This is a genomic window from Halobacillus locisalis (genome assembly GCF_013694105.1).
Taxonomy (GTDB): Bacteria; Bacillota; Bacilli; order Bacillales; family Halobacillaceae; genus Halobacillus; species Halobacillus locisalis.
This window is the reverse complement of sequence record NZ_JACEFG010000001.1, coordinates 851850-874262: the sequence shown is the minus strand read 5'-3', so window position 1 is coordinate 874262 and position 22413 is coordinate 851850. Positions and strand designations below refer to the sequence as shown.

At 42.6% G+C, this 22413-nt stretch carries 26 protein-coding genes and 1 pseudogene; 21 read left to right on the top strand and 6 right to left on the bottom strand.

All coding sequences use genetic code 11. The annotated features are described in order from the left end of the window. Window positions 1-63: 63 nt before the first annotated feature. The 3 genes from H0266_RS04600 (at window position 64) to H0266_RS04590 (ending at window position 2039) form a co-directional block, all read left to right on the top strand. Window positions 64-753 (top strand): hypothetical protein, encoded by a 690-nt coding sequence (locus tag H0266_RS04600; protein WP_181471191.1) that lies wholly within the window; start codon window positions 64-66, stop codon window positions 751-753. A 187-nt stretch (window positions 754-940) separates the two neighbouring features. Beyond that, on the top strand, window positions 941-1117 hold the full coding sequence (locus H0266_RS04595) for a hypothetical protein (RefSeq protein WP_181471190.1): 177 nt from the start codon (window positions 941-943) through the stop codon (window positions 1115-1117). A 52-nt stretch (window positions 1118-1169) separates the two neighbouring features. Beyond that, entirely contained in the window at window positions 1170-2039 is an 870-nt protein-coding gene (locus tag H0266_RS04590) for a DoxX-like family protein (protein ID WP_181471189.1), read from the top strand. Window positions 2040-2118: 79 nt separating this feature from the next. On the opposite strand, the gene H0266_RS04585 is transcribed toward H0266_RS04590, so the two are convergent. Further along, window positions 2119-2298: a hypothetical protein gene (locus tag H0266_RS04585; RefSeq protein WP_181471188.1), complete on the bottom strand. Its 180-nt coding sequence runs from the start codon at window positions 2296-2298 to the stop codon at window positions 2119-2121. 227 nt (window positions 2299-2525) lie between these two features. On the opposite strand from H0266_RS04585, the gene H0266_RS04580 reads away from it, so the two are divergent. The 3 genes from H0266_RS04580 to H0266_RS04570 all read left to right on the top strand — a co-directional run bounded on the left by H0266_RS04580 (window position 2526) and on the right by H0266_RS04570 (window position 4037). Next, window positions 2526-3341 carry an STAS domain-containing protein gene (locus H0266_RS04580; RefSeq protein ID WP_181471187.1) on the top strand — a complete coding sequence of 272 codons (816 nt, stop codon included), beginning with the start codon at window positions 2526-2528 and terminating at the stop codon, window positions 3339-3341. A 146-nt stretch (window positions 3342-3487) separates the two neighbouring features. Next, window positions 3488-3619 carry a MetS family NSS transporter small subunit gene (locus tag H0266_RS04575; RefSeq protein ID WP_181471186.1) on the top strand — a complete coding sequence of 44 codons (132 nt, stop codon included), beginning with the start codon at window positions 3488-3490 and terminating at the stop codon, window positions 3617-3619. Window positions 3620-3632: 13 nt separating this feature from the next. After that, on the top strand, window positions 3633-4037 hold the full coding sequence (locus tag H0266_RS04570; protein ID WP_181471185.1) for a VOC family protein: 405 nt from the start codon (window positions 3633-3635) through the stop codon (window positions 4035-4037). A gap of 95 nt (window positions 4038-4132) precedes the next feature. On the opposite strand, the gene H0266_RS04565 is transcribed toward H0266_RS04570, so the two are convergent. Next, window positions 4133-4666, bottom strand: a complete 534-nt coding sequence (locus tag H0266_RS04565) for a 2'-5' RNA ligase family protein (protein WP_181471184.1) — start codon at window positions 4664-4666, stop codon at window positions 4133-4135. 95 nt (window positions 4667-4761) lie between these two features. Here H0266_RS04565 and H0266_RS19415 point away from each other — a divergent pair. Further along, window positions 4762-5679, top strand: a pseudogene (locus tag H0266_RS19415) (GerAB/ArcD/ProY family transporter). 18 nt (window positions 5680-5697) lie between these two features. Here H0266_RS19415 and H0266_RS04550 read toward each other — a convergent pair. Beyond that, complete coding sequence (locus H0266_RS04550) at window positions 5698-7125, bottom strand: aldehyde dehydrogenase family protein (protein ID WP_181471182.1); 1428 nt, start codon at window positions 7123-7125, stop codon at window positions 5698-5700. Window positions 7126-7360: 235 nt separating this feature from the next. Between H0266_RS04550 and H0266_RS04545 the strand changes: the two genes are divergently transcribed. From H0266_RS04545 to H0266_RS04500, 10 genes are all read left to right on the top strand, one after another. Further along, the gene (locus H0266_RS04545; protein WP_181471181.1) at window positions 7361-7852 is read left to right on the top strand and encodes a hypothetical protein; all 492 of its coding nucleotides are present in this window, start codon (window positions 7361-7363) and stop codon (window positions 7850-7852) included. A gap of 496 nt (window positions 7853-8348) precedes the next feature. After that, window positions 8349-8579 (top strand): hypothetical protein, encoded by a 231-nt coding sequence (locus H0266_RS04540; RefSeq protein ID WP_181471180.1) that lies wholly within the window; start codon window positions 8349-8351, stop codon window positions 8577-8579. A 49-nt stretch (window positions 8580-8628) separates the two neighbouring features. Further along, window positions 8629-9042, top strand: a complete 414-nt coding sequence (gene fosB / locus H0266_RS04535) for a metallothiol transferase FosB (protein ID WP_181471179.1) — start codon at window positions 8629-8631, stop codon at window positions 9040-9042. Continuing rightward, a complete protein-coding gene (locus H0266_RS04530; RefSeq protein WP_181471178.1) occupies window positions 9039-9419 on the top strand; it encodes a hypothetical protein in 381 nt (126 codons plus the stop codon). Before fosB ends, H0266_RS04530 begins: the two co-directional genes overlap by 4 nt. Window positions 9420-9460: 41 nt before the next feature. Then, on the top strand, window positions 9461-10174 hold the full coding sequence (locus tag H0266_RS04525; protein ID WP_181471177.1) for a metallophosphoesterase family protein: 714 nt from the start codon (window positions 9461-9463) through the stop codon (window positions 10172-10174). Window positions 10175-10480: 306 nt separating this feature from the next. After that, complete coding sequence (locus H0266_RS04520; RefSeq protein ID WP_181471176.1) at window positions 10481-10855, top strand: ArsR/SmtB family transcription factor; 375 nt, start codon at window positions 10481-10483, stop codon at window positions 10853-10855. A gap of 21 nt (window positions 10856-10876) precedes the next feature. Next, window positions 10877-13402, top strand: a complete 2526-nt coding sequence (locus H0266_RS04515; protein WP_181471175.1) for a heavy metal translocating P-type ATPase — start codon at window positions 10877-10879, stop codon at window positions 13400-13402. A gap of 201 nt (window positions 13403-13603) precedes the next feature. After that, a complete protein-coding gene (locus H0266_RS04510) occupies window positions 13604-15298 on the top strand; it encodes a methyl-accepting chemotaxis protein (protein ID WP_181471174.1) in 1695 nt (564 codons plus the stop codon). Between the two features lie 133 nt (window positions 15299-15431). Then, window positions 15432-15989, top strand: a complete 558-nt coding sequence (locus H0266_RS04505) for a histidine phosphatase family protein (protein ID WP_181471173.1) — start codon at window positions 15432-15434, stop codon at window positions 15987-15989. 208 nt (window positions 15990-16197) lie between these two features. After that, the gene (locus H0266_RS04500; RefSeq protein WP_181471172.1) at window positions 16198-16536 is read left to right on the top strand and encodes a hypothetical protein; all 339 of its coding nucleotides are present in this window, start codon (window positions 16198-16200) and stop codon (window positions 16534-16536) included. A 72-nt stretch (window positions 16537-16608) separates the two neighbouring features. On the opposite strand, the gene H0266_RS19735 is transcribed toward H0266_RS04500, so the two are convergent. Together H0266_RS19735 and H0266_RS04490 are read right to left on the bottom strand one after the other, a co-directional pair. Continuing rightward, window positions 16609-17121 carry a methyl-accepting chemotaxis protein gene (locus H0266_RS19735; protein WP_425484292.1) on the bottom strand — a complete coding sequence of 171 codons (513 nt, stop codon included), beginning with the start codon at window positions 17119-17121 and terminating at the stop codon, window positions 16609-16611. A gap of 567 nt (window positions 17122-17688) precedes the next feature. Continuing rightward, window positions 17689-18072 (bottom strand): SET domain-containing protein, encoded by a 384-nt coding sequence (locus H0266_RS04490; protein ID WP_181471170.1) that lies wholly within the window; start codon window positions 18070-18072, stop codon window positions 17689-17691. 208 nt (window positions 18073-18280) lie between these two features. Between H0266_RS04490 and H0266_RS04485 the strand changes: the two genes are divergently transcribed. Next, a complete protein-coding gene (locus H0266_RS04485; RefSeq protein WP_181471169.1) occupies window positions 18281-18712 on the top strand; it encodes an Hsp20/alpha crystallin family protein in 432 nt (143 codons plus the stop codon). Between the two features lie 49 nt (window positions 18713-18761). After that, window positions 18762-19073 (top strand): YuzC family spore coat inner layer protein, encoded by a 312-nt coding sequence (locus H0266_RS04480; RefSeq protein WP_181471168.1) that lies wholly within the window; start codon window positions 18762-18764, stop codon window positions 19071-19073. A 197-nt stretch (window positions 19074-19270) separates the two neighbouring features. Here the strand turns inward: H0266_RS04480 and H0266_RS04475 are convergent, their stop codons facing one another. After that, window positions 19271-20539 carry an NCS2 family permease gene (locus H0266_RS04475; RefSeq protein ID WP_181471167.1) on the bottom strand — a complete coding sequence of 423 codons (1269 nt, stop codon included), beginning with the start codon at window positions 20537-20539 and terminating at the stop codon, window positions 19271-19273. 313 nt (window positions 20540-20852) lie between these two features. Here H0266_RS04475 and sdaAB point away from each other — a divergent pair, with 313 nt between their 5' ends. Further along, window positions 20853-21515, top strand: a complete 663-nt coding sequence (gene sdaAB / locus H0266_RS04470; RefSeq protein WP_181471166.1) for an L-serine ammonia-lyase, iron-sulfur-dependent subunit beta — start codon at window positions 20853-20855, stop codon at window positions 21513-21515. A gap of 13 nt (window positions 21516-21528) precedes the next feature. Beyond that, window positions 21529-22413, top strand: a complete 885-nt coding sequence (gene sdaAA, locus H0266_RS04465) for an L-serine ammonia-lyase, iron-sulfur-dependent, subunit alpha (protein ID WP_181471165.1) — start codon at window positions 21529-21531, stop codon at window positions 22411-22413.

The following is a 22413-nucleotide window of genomic DNA, read 5'->3' as shown; positions in this document are numbered from 1 at the left end:
AGTGAAGTGTCATTTATACATAGGATAACGGGGTCAGCATGAATCGTCGTAAGGAGTGATAGCGTGTGGCGTTTAATTCTGTTACTGGTCTTTATTGCGGGATGCCAAGGTACTTCAGAGGAAGATCCTGAGAGGTATGGGACAGAAGGAAAAGTTAGCATCATTGACTGGATCGATTTGGTGAAGTTCAATGGTCTTAGTTATGAATCTGCTTATAAACTGGTTGTCGATGATCCTGATATGGTGGGGGGAGTCGTCGGAGAAGTTGAGTTTAACGTTGACAAAAACGTGACGAATCCCTCTTATCAAATGGTAAGTGGCGATGCGACATACCTGGATAAGGACACAAAACTTTACAGGATCAAAGGTCAGCCGAAGATGCTTGCAGTTGAGAGTAAGGAAGAAATAAACGGCTTTAAGATCTACGATTCTTCAAGCAAAAGTTGGCATTTTAAAGATCTCGATCCGACATCCGTAGAAAAGATAGGGCTTTACCATGATCAACAGTTGATCAGGGAAATAGAAGGAGGTCGCGATATAAGGGATTTTATAGAGCTCATCAACCAAGGCGATGAAGCTCCTGGCTATACGCCGAGCCATGAACGAAAGGTCTACACTATGGTTTTCCATACGAATGAAGGAGTCGCCCGTCAATATCGTGTCTATGAGAATTCAAATGTCTGGTATTGGCATCCTTGGGACACGGTTCTATTACCAGATAGTGTAGGTGAATGGTTTACTTTATATGAATAACGTTTTTAGCTATCTTTCATTGATTGAGTGACAAGTTCAACATCGATCATCTTTTAACTTTTGTTGATTACTACACAGGTACGAGTATGTAACGTTCGTACGATTCTATCAGAATTGATAAAAGCAGGACTTTTAGGCTCAAATGTCGAAGCAAGATATAAGATAAATGAATGAAGGAGGAATTTTTTTGAGTCATGAAAAGCTGTATTGGTTGATGATGCCGCCTTTTTTAATTATGGCTCTTATCGCTTATTTCTTTCTCCCATTTGACTACCGGAATTCTGCTTTTGTCGTCCTTGTGTTATTCTGGACCACATATTATGGTTTGAAATATCAGCTTGTGAAAAAGGCAAATCGTGAATGAAAACAAACTCCCCTTAAGTATAGAATATTAAAAATAGAGAGTGTGAATGGACATGAGTGCCCCCATTTATGTAGAAACGACCGTTAATGGAACAGTGGAGGAGTTGTGGGAAGCTTCACAGCAACCGCATCTGCACGAGCAATGGGATGTGCGCTTCTCCTCGATCACCTATCGGCCAAAAGAACGAGAAAACGATCCACAACTATTTACATATGAAACAACAGTCATACCGGGAATAACGGTATCGGGATGGGGCAGAAGCGTCGGCAACTATAAAGGTGAAGACGGATCGCGTACGTCATCCCTTCATTTCGGTACAACTCAGAAAATTTCTCCGATCAAGGAGGGAAGAGGGTACTGGAAATACATCCCCACCGATCATGGCACGACATTCATCACACAATACGACTTTGATGCAAGGTGGGGAGACAGGTGGTTTCGTCCGTTAATAGGTTGGGGAACTGCGCTAAGTTTTGACGTCTTTAAGCGCTGGCTCGAAAAAAAGGAGGCACCTAGAAGTCAGTACATGCGCTTTCTAACATATTGGCTCCTGACGTTCTTCTTTGCCTTCATTTGGATGTATCACGGCTTTGTACCTAAGTTGTTGGCTATGCATCCGAGAGAAGTTTCTCTAGCTACAAATCCACTGATCCCAGCGGAGTCTGTCGTTTTGATCGCAGGAATAGTGGAGATTGGTTTTGGGCTTATCTGGTTGATACTCAAACAAAAAAAGGTTCTGTTTTTATTGCAAATGGTTGCTTTTCCATTTTTAACATTAGCAGCCGTAAGCGCAGATCTTCAGGTGCTCGTGCATCCATTCAGCCCGATAACTTATAATGCTTCATTGTTGATGTTATCTGTGATCGGGCTCATGGTGAGTGGAGACATACCCTCAGCTAGGTCGTGTAAGCGATCACCTTAATGTTGTGGTATGAATAAACGGAGGCGCGATCCAGAAATCAGATCAACCACAAGGAAATATTGTTATTATATGAGATTGATTAGTTTATATAACTAATCAACAATCCCAATAGCATGACTAAGAAAAAGCTACCGAATAAAATGTATCCGATCCACTTAATCGGTTTCGGTAGCTTACCGCCTCTTCCCATCTGCACCCCTTCAACCTTTTTCATGTGATCCATTACATCATTCATTGGACGTCTGTTAGTACGAGTCATACGTCTTCCTCCTTAAATTGAAAAGTTAAACGTTAGCATTGATACGATTTCTACTCTCCAAAAGTTTCATATTCGAAAAATCCAGAACAAGATGCTGTTTCTTCCAATAAACCGTCGATATTCGTGTTGTGTTATAGTAGTATAGTTATGGTACATACTTTTTTGTATAAAAGCAGTGAACTTCGAAAGCAAATAAACAATGAACGAATAATAGAGGAGGATATTCGGTGCCAACAGCAAATCCAGATAAATTGAGACCTATTACAACAACGATACTTGAACGTAAAGAAAAACTAGCTCGAGATGTAGCGATCCCTAGTGAAATTGGTAAAGGGGAGGTCTCTGAGGACCTGGTCATTTGGAGGATTCGATTGGTAGAAGCCTACGCCGAATCCATTAGTGAAGAACCAGATGAGGTTACGCAGGACTTGGAAAAATGGAGTGATATTGTTTCAGGGAAACTAGTCGAGCTCATGTTACCATTAAACTTAGCTCTAGCAGAAATTAGTGATTACCGTGGTGTCATAGGTGATATCATCAAGGATGAAGCAAAAGCTCAGAATCTATCTTTGGATGAGTTTTATGATATCCTTACAAAATTCAATGACACGGTCGATCATGCAAGTCAGATAGTAAGTCAATCTTACATGGATGACTTCAAGGACACCATAGCGAAAGCCTATTATGCGGTCAATGAACTGTCTGTTCCAATGGTTCGGATTACAGAGACAATCGGTGTTATTCCGATTGTAGGCGAAATCGACACACACAGGGCACAACTATTGATGGAAAACGCCTTGAAACAAGGGGAAGAGTATGACTTGGATACGATCATATTAGATCTTTCCGGAGTCAGCATGATCGATACGATGGTGGCGCATCAATTGTTTAAGGTCATCCACTCATTGGAATTGATCGGCGTACACGGCATCTTGAGCGGTATTCGTCCGGACATCGTACAAACGATGGTGAGCTTAGGGATAAACATGAAAGATTTAGATACATTCAGCAGCTTGCATCGTGCGATTGAATCGATTAATTAAAACCGTTTCCGATTCGTAATATCTGTTAAACGATTATCATTTCCGTAAAGATTACACACCAACGACAATTCTTCTCCACTATACAGGCGAAGGATTGTCGTTTTTTAATGAGGAAAGTGAGCAACGTCTTATGAGGAGGTTAAAGCGTGGACGGTTCGGCCATTACAATGATGGTGTTAGGATGGTTAATTGTGTGGGGATTACCGGTTGGAGTCATCATTTCTGTAGTTGTGTTGTTCAAGAAGGTTAAACGGTCATTCAATCAGAACTATGAATAGTGGAGGAATAAGAATGTCTGAAGGTATGCTTCATCATGTAGAGATTTATGTGTCTAATTTAGAAGAGTCCGTTTCATTTTGGAGTTGGTTCTTACAGGAGTTAGGATATCATTTATTTCAAGAGTGGGAAGGGGGACAGAGCTGGAAGTTAGGGGAGACGTACTTGGTCTTTGTTCAAACGGAAGAACAATTTTTAGATGTTTCTTACCACCGACGCCGAACAGGACTGAACCACCTAGCTTTTCATGCGCATTCACGCGAAAGAGTAGATGAAATGACGCAGAGGCTACAAGAGAAGGGCATCCCTATCTTATATGAGGACCAGCATCCTTTTGCCGGTGGGGAAAATTATTATGCCGTTTATTTCGAAGATCCAGATAGAATTAAAGTGGAGTTTGTAGCTCCTACTCAATCTTGATGAACTATTCATATCTTTAACGAAAGGTTGGATGATCTAATAGAGATCATCCAACCTTTTTGTGCGTATAGCGTGCTTGACCGCCTGCACTATATCTAAGCACGTAAAGGAATGTCTAAAAGTCTTTCGTATCGATTTTGCCCCGTTGTAAGTCGGTAAATTCGAATAAACGTCGCTTCAAAAGTTGGGTAAGGTGCGAGCGTATTTTCTGCAGCTTCTTCCATCCCTGATAGCTCTAGTTTCGACAAGCCATACTGTTGTTTGACCAATGTCAGATGAGGAACGAAACCGTCAAGTTCGAAATACTGCTCGATTTCATTTTGAGACGGTGTCAGGAGGTGAACCAACTGCCTGTGCAAGGAAATGAGGGGTTCTGATTGTACGGTTAAATACAAGATGTCCTCATTAAAATAGGCGGGTGATCCTAATGTGACGGAAAAAGGCCGAATGGTTCCGCACAAGTCTCTCACGTGGTCGATCCATCTCTCATCAGACGTTAATCCGGGTTGCGCTTTCAATGTGATGTGTGACTCCGAGCTCATATCCATCAGCCAGCCCAGTCGAAATTCCTCAATCTTCTCAAACACTTCCTCAGGGGGAACAATGCCGATGAAATAATGCGTGGTCATTGTGGATGATCCTCTTTTCTATGTAAGTATGTTGTGAGTTTATCACAAATTTGGGGTGAGGAGAATCTTAATTCCTCCCAGTACATCTACATAAAATACCGGAAGTTTGTTCAAGTTTCTCATTATGGATTGGTCGTTTTATCAGTTTTTTCTACTTAGCGTTCATTTATATTTTGGCTGCGCTTGTCCTGAGGAGCATCGGGGATTTCATGACGACTCAAATCATTTCCGAAACCCCTTTGCAGTTCACCCATATTCTATTTTTACTTGTCGTCATTGCAGGAGCATATTTAGGTATCGAAGTGATGGGACGCTCAGCCGAAACCTTTATGCCTTGGCTTGTATTACTGCTACTTTTCTTAACGATCTCCATCAGTCCACAAATAAGTTTGGATAATCTGAAACCGTATTTCGGTAACGGTGTGCTACCTGTAATAAGTGCTTCTAAAGTCGTTATTGGAACTCCCTTCCATAAGATGGTTACATAATTGATGATTTTTCCATACGTAAAAGAAAGTAAGAAGACGGCACATGGATGGGTGATCGGGGGTCTAATCGGAGGTGGTGTTTTATTACTGATCACAATGTTGTGTCTATTAGTTCTGGGCAGTGACCTGACAGGACTGAGTGCCTATCCGACCTATAAAGTTGGAGAAAAAATCAATATAGCCGGATTTTTGGAAGGGTTAGAGATATTCATTGCGATCATATGGATGATCACCATTTTCTTTAAACTTGTCGTACTGTACTATGCCTCCAGTGTAGGGATTGCTCAATTTTTGAAAATAAATGATCATAGACCGTTATTGTTGCCGCTGGGTATGGGAATGGTCGTCTTATCTATCATAGCCTATCCAGATGTAGCCTATTTCGAAACCTTTGTAGGTGACACGTGGCTTTCGTATGCTCTTACCAATGGACTGATTCTACCTTTGATTCTTTGGATAGGTTTGATCATAAAAAACAGAAGGGAGAGGAGTAAAGGAACAAAGAAAAAGACAGGAGCTAGTTAGCCCCTGTCATCTTCATGATTAGGATGGAAACCCTAAAATCGTTTTTTCTTCTAAATACTCTTCAATTCCGTAGTCACCCCATTCACGTCCGATTCCTGACTGTTTAAAGCCACCGAACGGAGCGGCAAAGTCTGCTTCGGCATCATTGATTTTGATACGACCAGCGCGGATACCTGTGGATACTTTCTTCAGTGTTTCTGGATCGTTACCGACAACATATCCGGCAAGTCCATAAATGGTTTCATTCGCGATTTCGATCGCTTCATCAATGGAGTCATAGGTGATGATTGTCGTGACAGGGCCGAAGATTTCTTCCTGAGCAATGACCATGTCATTTTTAACATCTGTGAACACGGTAGGCTTCGCATAGTAACCTGTTTCTAAGCCGTCTGGTTTGCCTGTACCGCCGACAAGGATAGTCGCACCTTCTTCCGTTCCTTTTTCAATATAGGATTGAACGGTATCCCATTGCTTTTTAGAAATCAGTGGTCCGATGTGATTGTTTTGGTCGTGAGGATCACCGACCGGGAATTCTGGTAAGACGTTTTTGACGGCTTCCTCGAACGATTCTTTCATAGAGGACGGAACAAGAACGCGTGTCGCTGCTGAGCAGACTTGACCGGTGTTTGTTGCAATGTGGGTGATCGCTGCTCGGGCCGCCTTCTCAGGATCCGCATCTTCCAATACAACGAGTGGAGATTTTCCGCCCAATTCTAGAGCCACGTTCTTAATATTTTCTGATGCGTTTTTCATGATTTTTGATCCAACCGCTCCAGATCCTGTGAAGGACACGAAATCGATATCCGGGTGGGAACTGATGCCATCACCGATGACAGCACCTGAACCATTCACTAGATTAAAAGCCCCTTTTGGTACGCCGACCTTATCAAAAATCTCTGTTAGGATGATTGCTGCGAAGGGTGTCAATTCAGCTGGTTTTGCCACGACTGGACTACCTGCAGCGAACGCGCTCGCAATCTTAGTAGAGATTTGGTTCGTTGGGAAGTTCCAAGGCGTAATCAGTCCGCTTACTCCAATCGATTCTTTCATGACGGTATGGCCACCACGGTCTTCCATGAACGAGATATCTTTCAATGATTCCGCTGCTTGAGAGAAGTGGTTGTATCCCATCATGTAATGGACGCTTTCTGATATGGATAACGGAGATCCTAGCTCATCTGTGATGGTTTCGATGATTTCTTCTTTTCTAGCTTCATATTCAGCCGCAATGTTCTCTAATAGCTCGATGCGTTCTTCTTTCGTCGTTTGCGAAAAAGTCGGGAATGCATCGCGTGCTGCTTGTACGGCACGGTCAAGATCTTCTTTAGTCCCCATGCTGATGGTTCCGATGACTTCTTCCGTTGCTGGATTGAAGACATCTTCTGTTTCATTTCCTGTCGATTCTACCCATTCTCCATTTATATAATGCTTTAAATAATTACGCATTAGAAACGTCTCCTTTGTGTGTGGAATTATATATTGACCTACAGAGGAATATAGCCAAACTTCTGGGTTTCGAAACATCGTAGGGATTTGAGTAACCTGTTTTAGAGATGAAATGTGTTAAATAATTCAATTTTATGTCGGATGAAAGTGTGCGGCTTCATCTTACGGGAGTTTCATACGAAACCAAATAGGTTATTGTGATTTTTAATGTAAAAAAATACCTGGAGGGTCCGTCATGAAATGGTATCTACTTGTTCTGCTTTGTTTATTAACCGCGTGTAGTTCTGATAATGAATTCGTGTCCTATGACAAAGATCAAGTTCTAGAGTATACGGACTACGTGAATTTCAACGTCGAAATTCCGAGCAAACTCCCGTTCGAACCTGAGAAGATAACGGTTGCTGCAGAAGAAGTTCATGACGAGGATGAAAAATTAAAAGTCACGAACAACAATTTTCTTGAGCTTCAATTTCACCAAAATATGAATGATCTCACGACTCCATCTATCACCTATAGGGTCACAAATAATGAGGGCGAGCATGACTATGCCGATCAATCAGTCCAACTTGAAGAAACTGAGTCAGCAATGTATGGTACGAACGGGAAGATGAAAATGCTGATGTGGGAATCAAAGGGGGTGCATTATAAATTATTTGCACATGAAGAATCCTCTGTTTCAAAAGAACAGCTCATTGAAATTGCCAATCATTATACAGCTGTTGAATAAATCATTAATCCAACAAGGTGATGAAGTGGATAAAAATTTTCCTGTTACATCTAGTCGTATTTGCCCCTGGGTCTATACTGGTTTCTTTTGTCATCTTTAAGGACTTGGGCTAATATAGAATGAACATGTCATTAAAGAAGCAAAAGGTGGAAGTGGCGATTATCTAGTAAAGGAGGCTGACAATGAAGACGGCGTTCCTTAGTTTACTGACTTTTATATTGATAAGCGGTTTACTTTTCATCATTGGTTATGCCTATGAAATCAGATTGTTTATGCTGACGTTCCTTGAAATAACTTCAACTGGATACCAAACAGGAGGATCCGTGATACCGATCATATGTGGTGCTCTAGCTAGCATAATAACCGCGTATGTACATAGAAGGTTTTTGTTAGCTAGCCCATAAAGCAAGAGCGACCTCATATGTCTCACTTTCTATTCTTTTTGAAACGAATGACCGACTGAATCGTAGAATTAGGTAGAAAGGGAGGGGAACGTATGAAAAAGTATCTTACATTTGTCATAAGCCTTATTCTACTATACTTCGTGTATCAACTTGGCACAGGTTTATGGTTGACCTTGACCCATACTGCAGACTTCTCAAGTGCAGACACCTACTCTGAATCATCAAGGAGCTACTGGGGTGGTTCATGGGATTTGCTTGAGATCATCATCGTAGCCAGTCTTGCTTATGTCTTGTCCCAGAGGGTCCATACAAGAAAGAAGTAGAGTTTGTTCAAAGAAATAGGAGTAGGTTTTCATCATAAGGAGGAGGAAGATGATTAAGGGAATTAACCACTTATGTTTCTCTGTAAAAGATTTGAAAAGGTCCATTTGGTTTTATGAAGAAATTCTAGAGGGCAACCTGTTAGTGAAAGGGAACACGACGGCGTATTTTGATTTGAATGGACTATGGATTGCCTTGAATGAAGAGAAGGATGCTGGGCGTGATTTCGACTCATACACACATACAGCTTTTTCTATTGATGAGAAGGATATCACTCGCGCTTTTAACAAACTGGTCGAGAATGGTGTGACGATTTTAAAAGGAAGAAAACGACACAGTAAAGATAAACGATCGATTTATTTTCTTGACCCAGATGGACATACCTTTGAATTTCATACCGGTAGTTTTCAAGACCGGATCGATTATTATAAAGAAGAGAAGACAAATATGGAATTCTATCAATGAATGAGTTTGTTCTGACCGATCGAATGAAGGTTGTGATGGAGCGGCTACATAGAAGAACGGAAGTCGTTACGCCAATGTTTTTATTCCATGAGATCTATCAAGAAGGAACAGGTATCTGTGCCGAGGTTAAATGGCTTATAGATGGTCACGTGAACACCGACTGGTCCAAACATCTAATCGACAATGAAAGAGAAGTCTGGCGTGTTGAAGGGGTACTTATCGATTCTCCTACACTCGCGATCTTTGAAGAAGCGCGGAGTCACATGCAACGATATGGACAACTGCAGGTACAAGAAGGGCATGTCATCAGTGCCTTACTAGGAGAGCCTATCGAATTTTATGAAAAGACGTGTAAAGCAAAGGTCATACCTTTATAATAAGATAAATATTAAAATGAAAGGATAGAGGAGGGTATGCGATGACGAAGATTGCGTTAATGTCGGATATTCATGGTAATAAAACGGCACTGGAAGCGGTAATAGCTGATATTAAGCATCGTGGGATCGAAAGGATATTTTGCTTAGGAGATTTAATTGGCAAAGGGCCACAAGGATCTGCTTGCATTAAGCTCGTCCAAGAGCACTGTGAAAAAGTGATACGAGGAAACTGGGACGTATTCATCAATGATTCGACGGACAGCGAATTTTTGCAGTGGTTTCAAGAAAGATTAAGTGCACAAGACTTTGCTTACTTACAGTCGTTGGATTTCCATATTGATCTTGAGTTAAATGGACAATTGATTCGCCTCTTCCACGCCTCACCTAGAAGCGAATTTGAACGAATTCTTCCTTGGCACGACATCGACCGCCGGCTCTCCATGTTTGAGAACAGTCACCATACTAATAGCGGAGAACGTACGCCGGACATGGTCGTGTACGGAGATATACATACGACTTTTTTGCAAACATACAATCAAGGTATTCTTTGCAATGTAGGTAGCGTCGGAAATTCTCTTGATTTAACATCGGCTTCTTATGCTGTGCTCGACGCTGAACATGGTACGAATGCTATTCAGTTCATCCGTGTCGATTACGATCGTGAAAAGGAGCTGCATATCGCAAAAGGGATGGGGCTCCCTGACTTTAATAAATATTATAATGAGATTCTGTATGCTAAATATCGTAACGGATGATCGCGGCCACGATTCCTCTAGGAATCGTGGTTTTTATATGGGGTGGTTGATCTTTTGGCTGAATAGATTGAGCAGATGTCCACCAAAATACTTCTCTTGTCTCTGTAGGCTGAGTAGATGTCTGAAATCACACATTACTCGAACGGTTTGATCGGTTAAATGTCCTGAATAGGCTACCATCTATCTGTAAGTTGACGGGAGAGTGTCATTCTAATGCCCATTTGAATAATTTTATTGACTTATATTACGGTCCTTCATACACTAATAGTATATAATCAAATGACTATTTGAATGAGGTGGACATAAATGAGCCAAAAAGTAGTGAAGCCAGCTCCTCAAGATACGTGTGACATTTTTTGTTACGATGAAGAACTTGTACTAAGAGTCCAGCCGCGAATGGAGGATGTTTTAGGTGTCGAACAGATTTTTAAGGCATTGTCGGACTCAACTCGATTGAAGGTAGCGTACGCGTTGACCTTGGAAAAAGAATTGTGCGTGTGCGATGTAGCCAATATTATTCAAGCGACGACAGCGACCGCTTCCCATCATTTGCGTCTTCTTAGGAAGCAGGGCCTGGCAACGTATAGAAAAGAAGGAAAGCTTGTTTTTTATTCGTTAGCGAACGAACATATCCATCAGCTTGTATCGCTTGCAATGATTCACTTCGGAGCTAAATCATAGATGAAAAGTGGGGAATACTCGATGAAATCTGCAGAGAAAGAAGAGAAACCAGGCTGCTGCTCCAGTTCTATACCTCAAACCGAAGACGGTAGCCAAGAAACAGAAGCCTGTTGTGCTACAGAAAAAAAGCAACAATCAAAGGGCCAGGAAGACGATTGTTGCATCCCTGAAAAAACAGAAAATACGTGTTGTTCTTCAGAGCAGAAGAGTGGAGAAGGCATAGGTAAAAACCCATCAAACATACAAGCAACGTTTACGGTAAAGGGGATGGATTGTCCTTCGTGTGCAGCCACCATTGAGAAAAGTTTGCAGAAACATAAGGGTGTTCAATCCGTACAAGTCCATTATGGTACAGGGAAAATGGTTGTGGGAATGGAAGATGCATCTTTGTATGATTCGGTCCCTGGGCAAGTTCGGAAGCTCGGTTTTGAAGCCGAGTCCATCGATTCTGCTAAAAATAGCCAGACATATAAAGTAGACGGTATGGACTGTGGGTCTTGTGCACAGACCATTGAAAAACACCTAGGCAGCCACCCGAATGTCAACACGATACGCGTCAACTTCTCAACGGGTAATATGGAAGTTGATCACTCCATGAAGACGAATGACATCATTAAAGAAGTGCAGAAAATCGGGTTTGATGCTGCATTGAGTTCTTCCGTGCAAGAGGACCAATCAAAAGATACTAAGAAAAAGTGGTTCACTACAACATCGATAGCTGGTATTTTTCTAATCCTTGGGTTTTTCGGTTCGTTCACACCACTACCAGAGGAAATGATTTCTGCTCTTTATGCATCAGCGATTGTGACCGGGGGATTCAAACCAGCCAGAAGTGCTTTTTTTGCTATAAAAAGCGGATCTTTAGATATGAATGTTCTGATGGCTTCAGCCGCCATCGGGGCTGCGCTGATTGGTGAATGGTTCGAGGGTGCAATGGTTGTTTTCTTGTTTGCGTTAGGAAATACGCTTCAAAATCGTTCTATTGAACGGACGAGGAATTCGATCAGAAGTTTGATTAACTTAACTCCATCTCAAGCGAATGTGAAATCAGATGATAAGTGGGTTCAAAAACCAGTAGAAGACGTCAAAGTCAATGATGTCATGCTGATCAAGCCTGGTGAGAAATTGCCTTTGGATGGGGAGATTCTCTCAGGTACATCAAGCGTTAATCAAGCTCCGATCACAGGGGAGTCCATGCCGGTAGATAAACAGCCAGGTGACAAGGTTTATGCTGGAACTGTGAATGAAAATGGAGCTCTTGAAGTGAAAGTTACAAAATTAGTGGATGATACGACAATCGCAAAAATCATTCATCTAGTTGAAGAGGCGCAAGAAAAGAAAGCACCGACACAAGCCTTCGTGGATCGATTCGCTAGTGTGTACACACCGATCGTCTTTACATTAGCGCTTCTTGTGATGATTGTTCCGCCTCTTGCAGGATTTGGGTCATGGGGAGAATGGCTTTATAAAGGGCTTGCTTTACTAGTAGTGGCCTGTCCTTGTGCTCTAGTTATTTCTACACCAGTCGCCATTGTTTCCGCCATAGGAAATGCAGCCAAGAATGGTGTCCTGATAAAGGGTGGTACGTTCTTAGAGAAAGCTGGTGTCATTCAAGCGATGACCTTCGACAAAACGGGGACCCTGACAGAAGGAAAACCTAAAGTTGCCGAAGTAGTCAGCTTTGGAAGCGAGCGAAAAGAAGTGCTTCGCATCGCAAGAACCATTGAGGAGCATTCGACACATCCGATTGCTGAATCGATAATCAGCTATGCAAAGGAACGTTCTCTTGCACCTTTTCAAGGAACGGCATTTCAATCGGTCGCCGGTAAAGGGGCTCAAGCTACCATTGATGGTACGGAATATTTTGTAGGAAACCCGAAGCTGTTTAAAGATATGAACGTTTCACTGGACGAAATGGAGAAACAAATCAACACCTTGCAAGAAAAAGGAAGTACAATCGTCCTTGTAGGTACACGTCATGAAGTTTTAGGACTGATCGCTGTGGCGGATACGATTCGCGATATCACGGTTCAATCCATTCAAAAGCTCAAACAAGTAGGAATGAAAGAAATCGTCATGCTGACAGGTGATAACAACGGGACAGCGAAGAAAATCGCTGATGAGACAGGAGTCGATCGGTACTTTGCCGAGCTATTACCTGAAGATAAAGTGCAGGCCGTTCAGAAACTTCAAAAGGAAGGAAAGCCTGTAGCCATGATTGGCGATGGGATCAATGATGCACCAGCTCTTGCAACAGCTGACTTAGGTGTTGCGATGGGCGGGGCGGGAACAGACACGGCAATGGAAACAGCAGATATCGTGCTGATGGCGGATAATCTAGAGAAGCTTCCTCATACGATTCGTTTGAGCCGTAAAGCCTTGACCATTATCAAGCAGAATGTGTGGTTTTCATTAATTACAAAAGTAGCCGCCTTATTGCTTATTTTCCCAGGGCTTCTGACCCTTTGGATGGCTGTACTAGCGGATACAGGGGCAGCACTCATCGTCATTTTGAATAGTATGAGACTGTTGAGAATAAAATCATAAATTGAGCGAGAGGAGAGCAGACCTACTTTGGGGGCTCTCTTTTTTTTAAACATCGTTTTAGACGTAACATGGTGATTAAAAATTCAATTGACACTTCTTCGACAATCTGGTTAAATAGACTCAATAACAATTTGTGCAAACGATTTCATTTAGGTATAAACGCTTATGTGCATAAGGATAAATGCGACGGGGGATGGGGAAATGAGGATCATACATAAGTTAATGCTCGTTTTAATGGTTTTGACACTGTTCATTGTAAGTGCTGGACTGTTCATTATTCAAGCGAACCAAAACGTACGTTCAACGATTGAAGAAATGCGTCAACTCAATGAGATGAAGGAAGATTATGATGCCTTGAAAGAAAAATTGTATGATATTGAGATTTCTATGTTCGACCTTGTCACTACTGGATATGATGAAGATAAATCCACACGTTTAGGAGAGAAATTTACGGAGACGAAACAACAGTTAGAGATTGTCGTGCCTAAGTTTGAAAAAGATGCAGAGCTTACCAAATACATCAATTATTTCACGGAAGTACATAACTTACTTAACGAATCGTATCAAAACCACATCGTTCCTATGACAGCAGAGTCAAACAGAGATGTTATTTTGATTAAAACGAACACGAATCTAACGAAGTCGAAAGAATACTTAGATACCATCGAGGCGCAAGTAACCCCCTATATGAACAACTTGGTTGAATCTCAGAATCTTAAAGTAGACACAATTACGAAACAAACGACGACTGTTCTTTTACTGAGCATAGCCGGATTGGTGGTTAGTTCGATCGGTGTGGTTGTGTTCTTTGGTCGTCATTTAAACAAAGGTGTAGGCATGGTTTATCGTCGAATTAAAGCGTACTCAGAAGGTGACTTCACTTATGAATCGAATGCTAAACAACGGAAAGATGAATTTGGTACCATCGATGAATCGCTGAAGGAGATGAGCAATCAGTTAACGGCATTATTACATTCAAGTAATGACGCAAGTCGACTCGTTGCCGCTGTATCAGCAGACGTGATTGGTGATTCCGATCAAAACTTAGAGCTGTCGAAAAATATCCAAGGTCAAACGGAAAAAATCAAAGATAATATTGCCAGGCAACATGATCATGTGGCATCTATTTCAGCTGTGACAGAAGAGTCTTCTGCGAGTTTTCAAGAGATCAAAGCGAATATCGAACAGATCCGAGTCAATGCCACTTCAGTTGATAATCAAGCATCCGATGGAGCGGCGATCATCACCGACTTAAAAGACTCTTCTTCTTCGACGGTACATGAGATGACGGGGCTGAAAGAGAAAGTTGAGCAAATTGCCGTGACCATCGATGAAGCCAAGAGCTTTTTGAATCAAATTAATGACATCACGGCCAATACCAATCTTCTATCCTTGAATGCTTCGATTGAGGCGGCAAGAGCCGGAGAAGCGGGCAAAGGGTTTGCTGTCGTCGCCGACGAAATTCGTAAACTGTCCTCTCAAACCGAAGGGTTCTCCAATCAAATCGTAGCGTTGATGGAACGTGTGCAACACTCGACTAACGATGTATTGGACGGCGTACAGTCTTTTGATTCAATGCTACAGAAAACAGACAAACAATCAGGACAAGCCCATACTATCTTTAAGGATATTGGTATTTCTAGTTCTTCCCTTGTGAATCAAATTTCTGATATGACAATGTCGATCACAGAAATTACGGAAGGGATAAACGAGATTGTAGATTCGGTTTCTAAAGTCAATGATTCCTCTTCATCATTGAATGAAGAAGTAGAACTAGTCAACGAACACGTGCATAGTCAAGTGGCTTATTCGAATCAGTTGCGTTCAGCTATTGGTGGATTAAAAGAGACGTCAGCAAGTCTCGAAAGTAGTACACATCACTTCAAAATTAAGTAATACAAAGAAAAGAAGCCATCTTGCAGGCTTCTTTCTTATTTTTGTAATAGAAGTTATGAACAACCTTTCCTTTAATATGGGAAGGAATCATAATGAATTTGACAAAATCAGTAGGAGGAAGAGGTGTTCAAAGATGAATCTTGTTTTTATAAGACATGGAGAAGGAGAGCATACTCGAAGCACACCAGAAAGTTTACATATCCCACGTCCCAACCTAACTTCTAGAGGTCGAGAACAAGCCGAGTATTTGAATAGAGAATGGAAGTTGAATCAAGGTGATCTCCTCGTCATGAGTCCAACCATTCGAACCATTGAAACAGCTCTTATATGGAGTGAGGGTGTTGATTGCACGAAAGTAGTTGACTCGCGAGTGGGCCCCCGAATGTTTCCGGTTAAACCGGAATGGACAACGTTACCTTGTGACCGTCGGTTAGAGCCTGAAGAGATTCTGTCGCAGTTTCCAGAAGTGAAAGTCGAAACATGGGGGCGCGAGATTAATCAAATGAAAGATCATTCGTTTACGAGCATAGCGAATGAGTTTTTACATTGGTGCGAGTTACAAGGGGTAAAACGCATATTCATCGTCACTCACGATGGAACCATCACGGCATACAAGCAGCATTTAACGGGTAAGTCATTGAAGCGCAAGGACTTGCCTGAAGAAGCGACTGGTTTTGAGTGGGAACTCTAGTGACAGGTAAGGAGGGATGATATGAAGCGGATCATTTATGCACTGATCGTTTTAGTACCAATCCTGTTAATGGCTTGTTCGTTTTCGAATGGAGAGGGATCGTTCAAGTATTAAACTTCAGAGAATATTGAAAACGGTGTGGCTTTTGGACGGAACTATAACTTCAGGAAACCGGCCGGTGCAAAAGAGTCTGTTATATCATCGCTGATTGAAAAAGAAGCGATCTATAAAGAATCCCAAAGTCGGGGCCTGTCCGTTTCCGATCAAGAAGTGGATGTTAGTCATTGAAGATATAATCAAGACGTCAGAGGAGAATGAGTCAGAGGAAATTCAGAGGGTACTGGATGCTTTAGACCTCTCTATGGAAGAGTATTTCTGGGACTACGCATATGAGAATTATCGATACTCTCTGTTGAGCAAGAAATTGTTCAATCAATATATCGAATCAGGAAAAGTTGATCAATGGGATGCTGACGTAGATCAATGGGTGGAAGAATTCAAGGAAGACAACGAGCAAGAAATCAACGAACTTCTTCGACATTACTAAGGAGGCCTTTTGTTATGGAAGAGGCCTATTAAAAAAAGCTCAGAGTGATGAACTCTGGGCTTTTTTACGTCATTATAGTTCATTCGCGTATTTGTTCAATTCCTTACTCTTCTTCTCGATCTCATCAATGAATTGAGAAATTTCTTCTGTCGCCTCGACTTGATCTTTACCGACGGACACGACCTTCTCGATTGATGCGTTGATTTCATTCATGGATTGGTGGATATTCGTCAAGGTCGTACGGATCTTTTCAGTCGATTCTACGGTCTCATGTGATAGTTTACGAATCTCATCCGCTACTACGCCAAAGCCTTTGCCGAATTCGCCTGCTCTTGCTGCTTCAATCGACGCGTTCAGCCCTAACAAATTGGTTTGGTCGGCAATCCGTTTGATGAAGGTGAGGACCTCATCCGTTTGATCGACTTCTTTCGTGGCTTGCTCGCTCTGCTGTAGCAGTGTGTTGCTTGTTTCAGATAAATCTTCCGCGCTTGAGGCGATACTCGTAACACCCGTGTTCGCTTGTGTAAGAGAACTGACAATTTGGTCAGAAATCTCGAGGAGTTTCTTCTCGTTTTGTTCTTGCATTTGAATCGCGATTGCTCCGATCACTTGTTGATCGATGACGATCGGGGCTGCAAGACCGGTGAAGGAGAACCCGAAGAATTCAGGGTCCACTTCTGTACGAATAACTTTTCGGTTCGCGATGCAGTCAGCTAACGGTTCATCTGGATTGATTTTGGCACCTGGCTTTACGTTAAGATCAATTTTTGAACTTGGACTATAATAAAGCCATTCCGTGGTGTTTGTCAGACCGATAGCTACATCGGTGAGCATCGATTGAAAAACCGGAATGATCTGTTTGTACGATTCTAGAGTCTGGGCAGCTTTTTGTTCATCTACAGTATGTAGGGTAGAGATAGTCATGTATAGAAACTCCTTTTTCTATGTAGTCCTTCAATAGTACCATCTTTATCGGAAATTGACGAAAATTTCAATGGATAAAGCCCTAGGGAGTTAGCGGCTTCTTTGCATTTAATTCAGATCGAGTTTAGCACAAGGGCTTATCTCCAGAAGTATATAACATATGCTGCCTGAAAAACTTCTCAAAATAAAAAGAAGCCTCTAACCCTTGAAGGTGTAGAGACTTCTGAATCATTCTTCTTCATGGTCGAACCACATCGGATCATCGATGTCGACCTCACCATTATAGTTGATAAAGATCTGTTCATCTTTTTTAATGTCACGATATGCGTAGAAATCAAACGTATGCTTTTCGAAGCTGATTTCATAATAAGCGTTCGGTTTGAAAGAGTGGTTGAACATCATTCCATAGCCTAAGACGAAGGCGCTGTGATTTTCTCCATACTCGAAGGCATAATCGGCGATCATCGTTTTCTCGATATGTTCGTGCTCTTCATTCGGATAAGGAATCACTGGTGCTTCGTGAATCAGCTCGTCTTTCTTTATATCGCGTGTGGCAAAAACACCACGTGCTAAGTCGTCGTTTTCTAAGGATGAAGATCGTAGTTCGATCATGTTCCTCACCTTCGCTTTCTTTCTATAGTTCGTCCTGTTACAGTCTGACAGGAACCTCTGGCGAAAGCAACTTTTCAAATAATCTGATTCCGGAAACGGATGTACAACTTTTCGATCGTTGAAAGGTCCGTTCGCATGATTTTCTTTACTAACGAATTTCAGTTATTTACATATAGTAGTAAAAAGTCTAGAAATAGGGGTGGAGAGGATGAACTCAAAAAAGGATCTCCAGCTGTTTGATGATGCTTTTTATGAAGTGGTGAGAGCAATGGATTCGTATATGGATCAATCAATCGGAAAAATCCGTGACTTTATTTCTGGGATTGATCTGCATATGTATGAGAATGATAGTGAATTTGTTGTAGAGGCCTATTTACCGGGTTATGACCGTAATCAGGTACAAATTGAAGTGCTGGGGAATCAACTCAGGATTGTTGCTGAGAAGTCTGCTTCAGAGCAATATCGTCATGATGTTCGTGGCTCTTTCGGTCATGAGCAGTCCGTGCGTAAATTGGAAAGGTATGTCAGTTTGCCGTTCACCATTTCAGAACCTCATACGAAAGCATCCTTCGAAGGGGACACATTGAAAATCATTACACCGCGTATGAAGAAAGAGAGTCGTTTTCTGGACATCGAGTAGAGGGTGGGGATGACCCTCCCTCATTATTTATCTGAAAGAGGTGGTCGATTTGTATTATCATCCGAGGTATCCCTATTACCGGCCTTATCCTCCAGTGGATCCAGAGCAATTCACTTCCGCTGCCAATCATATGGAAGAGTTGTTGAAAGAGGGAGAACAAATCTCCAGTAAAGTGAAGAACTCACAATCTTTCGCAACATCATTGATGAGTGCAGCGCAGCAATCAAAGAAGGATGAGGTAGAACAGTTATTGAGAACGGTCGACATTCATTCAGAAATGGAGGTTTCTTTCACGCCAGATTCGTTATCCATTCGGCTGAAACGTGATGACTGTAAAGCGAAATTAGTGTATAAGTGGTAGATTCACTATTTTTTCCTATTTAAAAGGATAGAGTCATTTAGGGATAGAGGGATATTTGGACAAAGTTTACGGTTGATAGTGGGAAGGGGGAAGGTACATAAGTAAACTTAAGGTGTTGTTTCGTCGTCTAGTAAGTATAGTAGAAACCGAAAAAACCCCGCCATTCAAATAAACCTGTAAGGCGGGGTTTTTTCATATTAATGACCGAGGGATCGCATGATAAATTCAACGAGAAAGACCATGGCGATTAGTACGACAGGCGTTGATAGTTCGCGCTGTTTCCCTATAGCAAACTTCACTATCGGGTAGGCAATGAACCCGAATGCCATTCCATCCGCGATTGAATATGTGAATGGAATCATCACGATAATCAGAAAAGCAGGCATCGCTTCTGATAAATCATCAAGTGGTATTTCCTTAATGTTCTGGACCATCAAGGCTCCGACAATAATTAAAATCGGCGCAATGGCGGTAGAAGGTACCAAGGAAATCCAAGGGATGAATAGGAGTGTTCCAATAAATAGGACACCCATCGTTAAGGCAGCACGGCCGGTTTTTCCTCCGGAAGCGATGACAGCGGCACTTTCAGCTGATGAAACGGTCGGTGATGTACCGAAGAATCCGCTCATCAAGGATGAGAATGCCGTCGCTTGATAAGAACGTTTGAACTTACTTTCTTGGTTCAGCATGTTCAGCTGACCGTGAATCAGTCCCATATTTTCAAAAATCAAGACGATCGCTAGCGGAAACACCGCCATCCAGAAACCGAAGCTTCCGATACTGCTGAAGTCTGGCATAAGTACCCACGATTGTTCTTCAAGCGAAATCATGCTGCCGCGTTCGCTTAACACTCCTGTAAAAGAAGCGATGATCGTACCTGCCACCATCGTGACAAGGAAGTTTCCCGGGACGTTTCTTGTAAACAAGAAAATCCCGACGAACAGCGTCAGTAGACTTGTGATCACAATCGCTGAGGAAGGATTGCCGAGCGTGATCAAGGAGTATTCGCCGCGTACGACGAGTCCTCCTTTCTCTAACCCGATCAAGGTTAGAAACAATCCAAGTCCTACGGTGATTGCATGCTTTAAAGAATCAGGAATCGCAACTTTCAGCCAGTCACCGAGCTTCGTAAACGCCGTCACTAAGAATAGTAGACCCGCTACGAATACGACGGCTAAGCCTTCTTGGAAACTGAAACCGGACCCTTCGACAATCGAATAGGCAAACAGAGCATTCACACCCATTCCAGGAATGAGAACCATCGGCGCGTTTGCGTACATGGCCATGATCAAACAGCCCACAGCGCTGGCAAGGATCGTTGCGACCATTCCGCTCTCAAGCGGCAGGCCGGCACTTTCAAGGATCTGACTGTTCACGGCGACGATATAAACCGTCGTAAAATAACCGATCAAGCCAGCCATGAATTCCTTTTTCCAGCTCACGTTGTTGTTATGCTGATTGAGCATTGTAATCTCCTCTATGAAATTATCCCTCTCCCACCCGGTTACCGAGTAACCCACAAGTTACAATTGTACAATTTTGCTAGACCGATAGCAAGAGTGTGAATAGATTCCACGGTTACTTTCTATTCAGTTTACCTATGGGTAAGAGCTGGATGTCATCTCTCGTTCCTTTACCACTCGATTTCATATAGGGGCCAATGCTTTACAGAAAAACCATACAAACTTAAACGCTTTATGTTAAAATGGAGCAGGAATCTCAAAGGTTAGAAAACGCTTTCTTCATAGATATAAAGAGATTATAGGGATGGTGAAGGAAATGAAATATCGTTCAGTTTTTGATATTATCGGTCCAGTCATGATCGGACCATCAAGTTCACATACAGCTGGAGCGGCTCGCATTGGGCGAGCGGCAAGACACTTATTTGGAAGAGAACCAAAATATGCGCATGTCCATTTATATGGATCTTTCGCGAAAACATACAAAGGTCACGGCACTGATGTTGCGATCATTGGTGGATTACTCGATTACGAAACAGATGATACGAGAATCAGCGGAGCCTTGAAAACGGCACGTGCTAACGGAATGAAGGTGCGTTTCCATGAGGAAGATGCCGTAACGGATCACCCGAATACGGCACGCCTCAAAATTGGTGATGACGATGGAGAGCTTGAGCTTGTAGGCATCTCGATCGGTGGCGGTAAAGCTGAGATTACGGAATTGAACGGGTTTGAGTTGAACTTGTCTGGAGAGCATCCAGCCATTCTATTGATCCATAATGATCGTTTCGGAGCCATTGCGTCATCTACAACGATTTTAGCCAAGCATGAAATCAATATTGGTCGTATGGAAGTTTCACGTAAAGCGCAAGGCGAGCAGGCATTGATGGTGATCGAAGTCGATCAGAACATAGAGGATTCGGTGTTGAACGAATTGGAACGAGCTGATCATATTATCCAGGTAGCCAAAATATCGGATTAAAGGAGGACTACGGATGTTTCGAAATGTAGCAGAACTCGTAGAACTAGCAGAAAGTGAAAATATCCAAATCTCTGAAGTGATGATACGCCAAGAGATGGAAGTCAAACAGCTGACACGTGAACAAGTCGTCGGCCAAATGGAGAAGAACTTAGACGTCATGGAGAAAGCGATTGAAGATGGTTTGAAAGGCGTACAATCCCATAGTGGATTAACTGGTGGAGACGCCGTCCTCATCCAAAATTATATGAAAAACCATACGCCTCTTTCCGGCCATCTATTGATGGATGCGGTCAGCAAAGCCGTAGCAACAAATGAAGTGAACGCGGCAATGGGGACGATCTGCGCCACACCAACAGCTGGGAGTGCGGGTTGTGTGCCAGGAACACTATTTGCTGTCAAGAATCAGCTTAACCCGACGCGTGAGCAAATGGTCAACTATTTATTCACCTCCGGGGCGTTTGGTTTTGTAGTAGCGAACAACGCGTCGATTTCTGGTGCAGCTGGCGGATGTCAGGCAGAGGTCGGTTCAGCGGCCGGAATGGCGTCAGCCGCTATTGTAGAAATGGCTGGTGGAACACCTTCCCAGTCTGCTCAGGCGATGGCGATCACATTGAAGAATATGCTCGGGTTGATTTGCGATCCGGTGGCTGGTCTCGTGGAAGTGCCGTGTGTAAAACGGAATGCTATGGGGGCATCGAATGCGATCACAGCAGCGGATATGGCTCTTGCAGGCGTGACGAGTCGTATTCCTTGCGATGAAGTCATCGACGCGATGTACAAGGTGGGCCAGCGCATGCCATCTGCGTTCCGTGAAACGGCTCAGGGTGGTTTAGCGGCTACACCAACCGGTAGAGAGTTAGAAGCGAAAGTGTACGGAATTTCTTTAGAGAAAGAGTGA

Coding starts and splice junctions, on each gene's coding strand:
- H0266_RS04515 (WP_181471175.1), top strand. CDS start 10,877: ATGAAATCTGCAGAGAAAGAAGAGAAACCAGGCTGCTGCTCCAGTTCT.
- H0266_RS04565 (WP_181471184.1), bottom strand. CDS start 4,666: ATGACCACGCATTATTTCATCGGCATTGTTCCCCCTGAGGAAGTGTTT.
- H0266_RS04490 (WP_181471170.1), bottom strand. CDS start 18,072: ATGATCGAACTACGATCTTCATCCTTAGAAAACGACGACTTAGCACGT.
- H0266_RS04545 (WP_181471181.1), top strand. CDS start 7,361: ATGAAATGGTATCTACTTGTTCTGCTTTGTTTATTAACCGCGTGTAGT.
- H0266_RS04530 (WP_181471178.1), top strand. CDS start 9,039: ATGAATGAGTTTGTTCTGACCGATCGAATGAAGGTTGTGATGGAGCGG.
- H0266_RS04550 (WP_181471182.1), bottom strand. CDS start 7,125: ATGCGTAATTATTTAAAGCATTATATAAATGGAGAATGGGTAGAATCG.
- H0266_RS04525 (WP_181471177.1), top strand. CDS start 9,461: ATGACGAAGATTGCGTTAATGTCGGATATTCATGGTAATAAAACGGCA.
- H0266_RS19735 (WP_425484292.1), bottom strand. CDS start 17,121: ATGCAAGAACAAAACGAGAAGAAACTCCTCGAGATTTCTGACCAAATT.
- sdaAA (WP_181471165.1), top strand. CDS start 21,529: ATGTTTCGAAATGTAGCAGAACTCGTAGAACTAGCAGAAAGTGAAAAT.
- H0266_RS04570 (WP_181471185.1), top strand. CDS start 3,633: ATGTCTGAAGGTATGCTTCATCATGTAGAGATTTATGTGTCTAATTTA.
- H0266_RS04485 (WP_181471169.1), top strand. CDS start 18,281: ATGAACTCAAAAAAGGATCTCCAGCTGTTTGATGATGCTTTTTATGAA.
- sdaAB (WP_181471166.1), top strand. CDS start 20,853: ATGAAATATCGTTCAGTTTTTGATATTATCGGTCCAGTCATGATCGGA.
- H0266_RS04590 (WP_181471189.1), top strand. CDS start 1,170: ATGAGTGCCCCCATTTATGTAGAAACGACCGTTAATGGAACAGTGGAG.
- H0266_RS04510 (WP_181471174.1), top strand. CDS start 13,604: ATGAGGATCATACATAAGTTAATGCTCGTTTTAATGGTTTTGACACTG.
- fosB (WP_181471179.1), top strand. CDS start 8,629: ATGATTAAGGGAATTAACCACTTATGTTTCTCTGTAAAAGATTTGAAA.
- H0266_RS04475 (WP_181471167.1), bottom strand. CDS start 20,539: ATGCTCAATCAGCATAACAACAACGTGAGCTGGAAAAAGGAATTCATG.
- H0266_RS04585 (WP_181471188.1), bottom strand. CDS start 2,298: ATGACTCGTACTAACAGACGTCCAATGAATGATGTAATGGATCACATG.
- H0266_RS04540 (WP_181471180.1), top strand. CDS start 8,349: ATGAAAAAGTATCTTACATTTGTCATAAGCCTTATTCTACTATACTTC.
- H0266_RS04505 (WP_181471173.1), top strand. CDS start 15,432: ATGAATCTTGTTTTTATAAGACATGGAGAAGGAGAGCATACTCGAAGC.
- H0266_RS04520 (WP_181471176.1), top strand. CDS start 10,481: ATGAGCCAAAAAGTAGTGAAGCCAGCTCCTCAAGATACGTGTGACATT.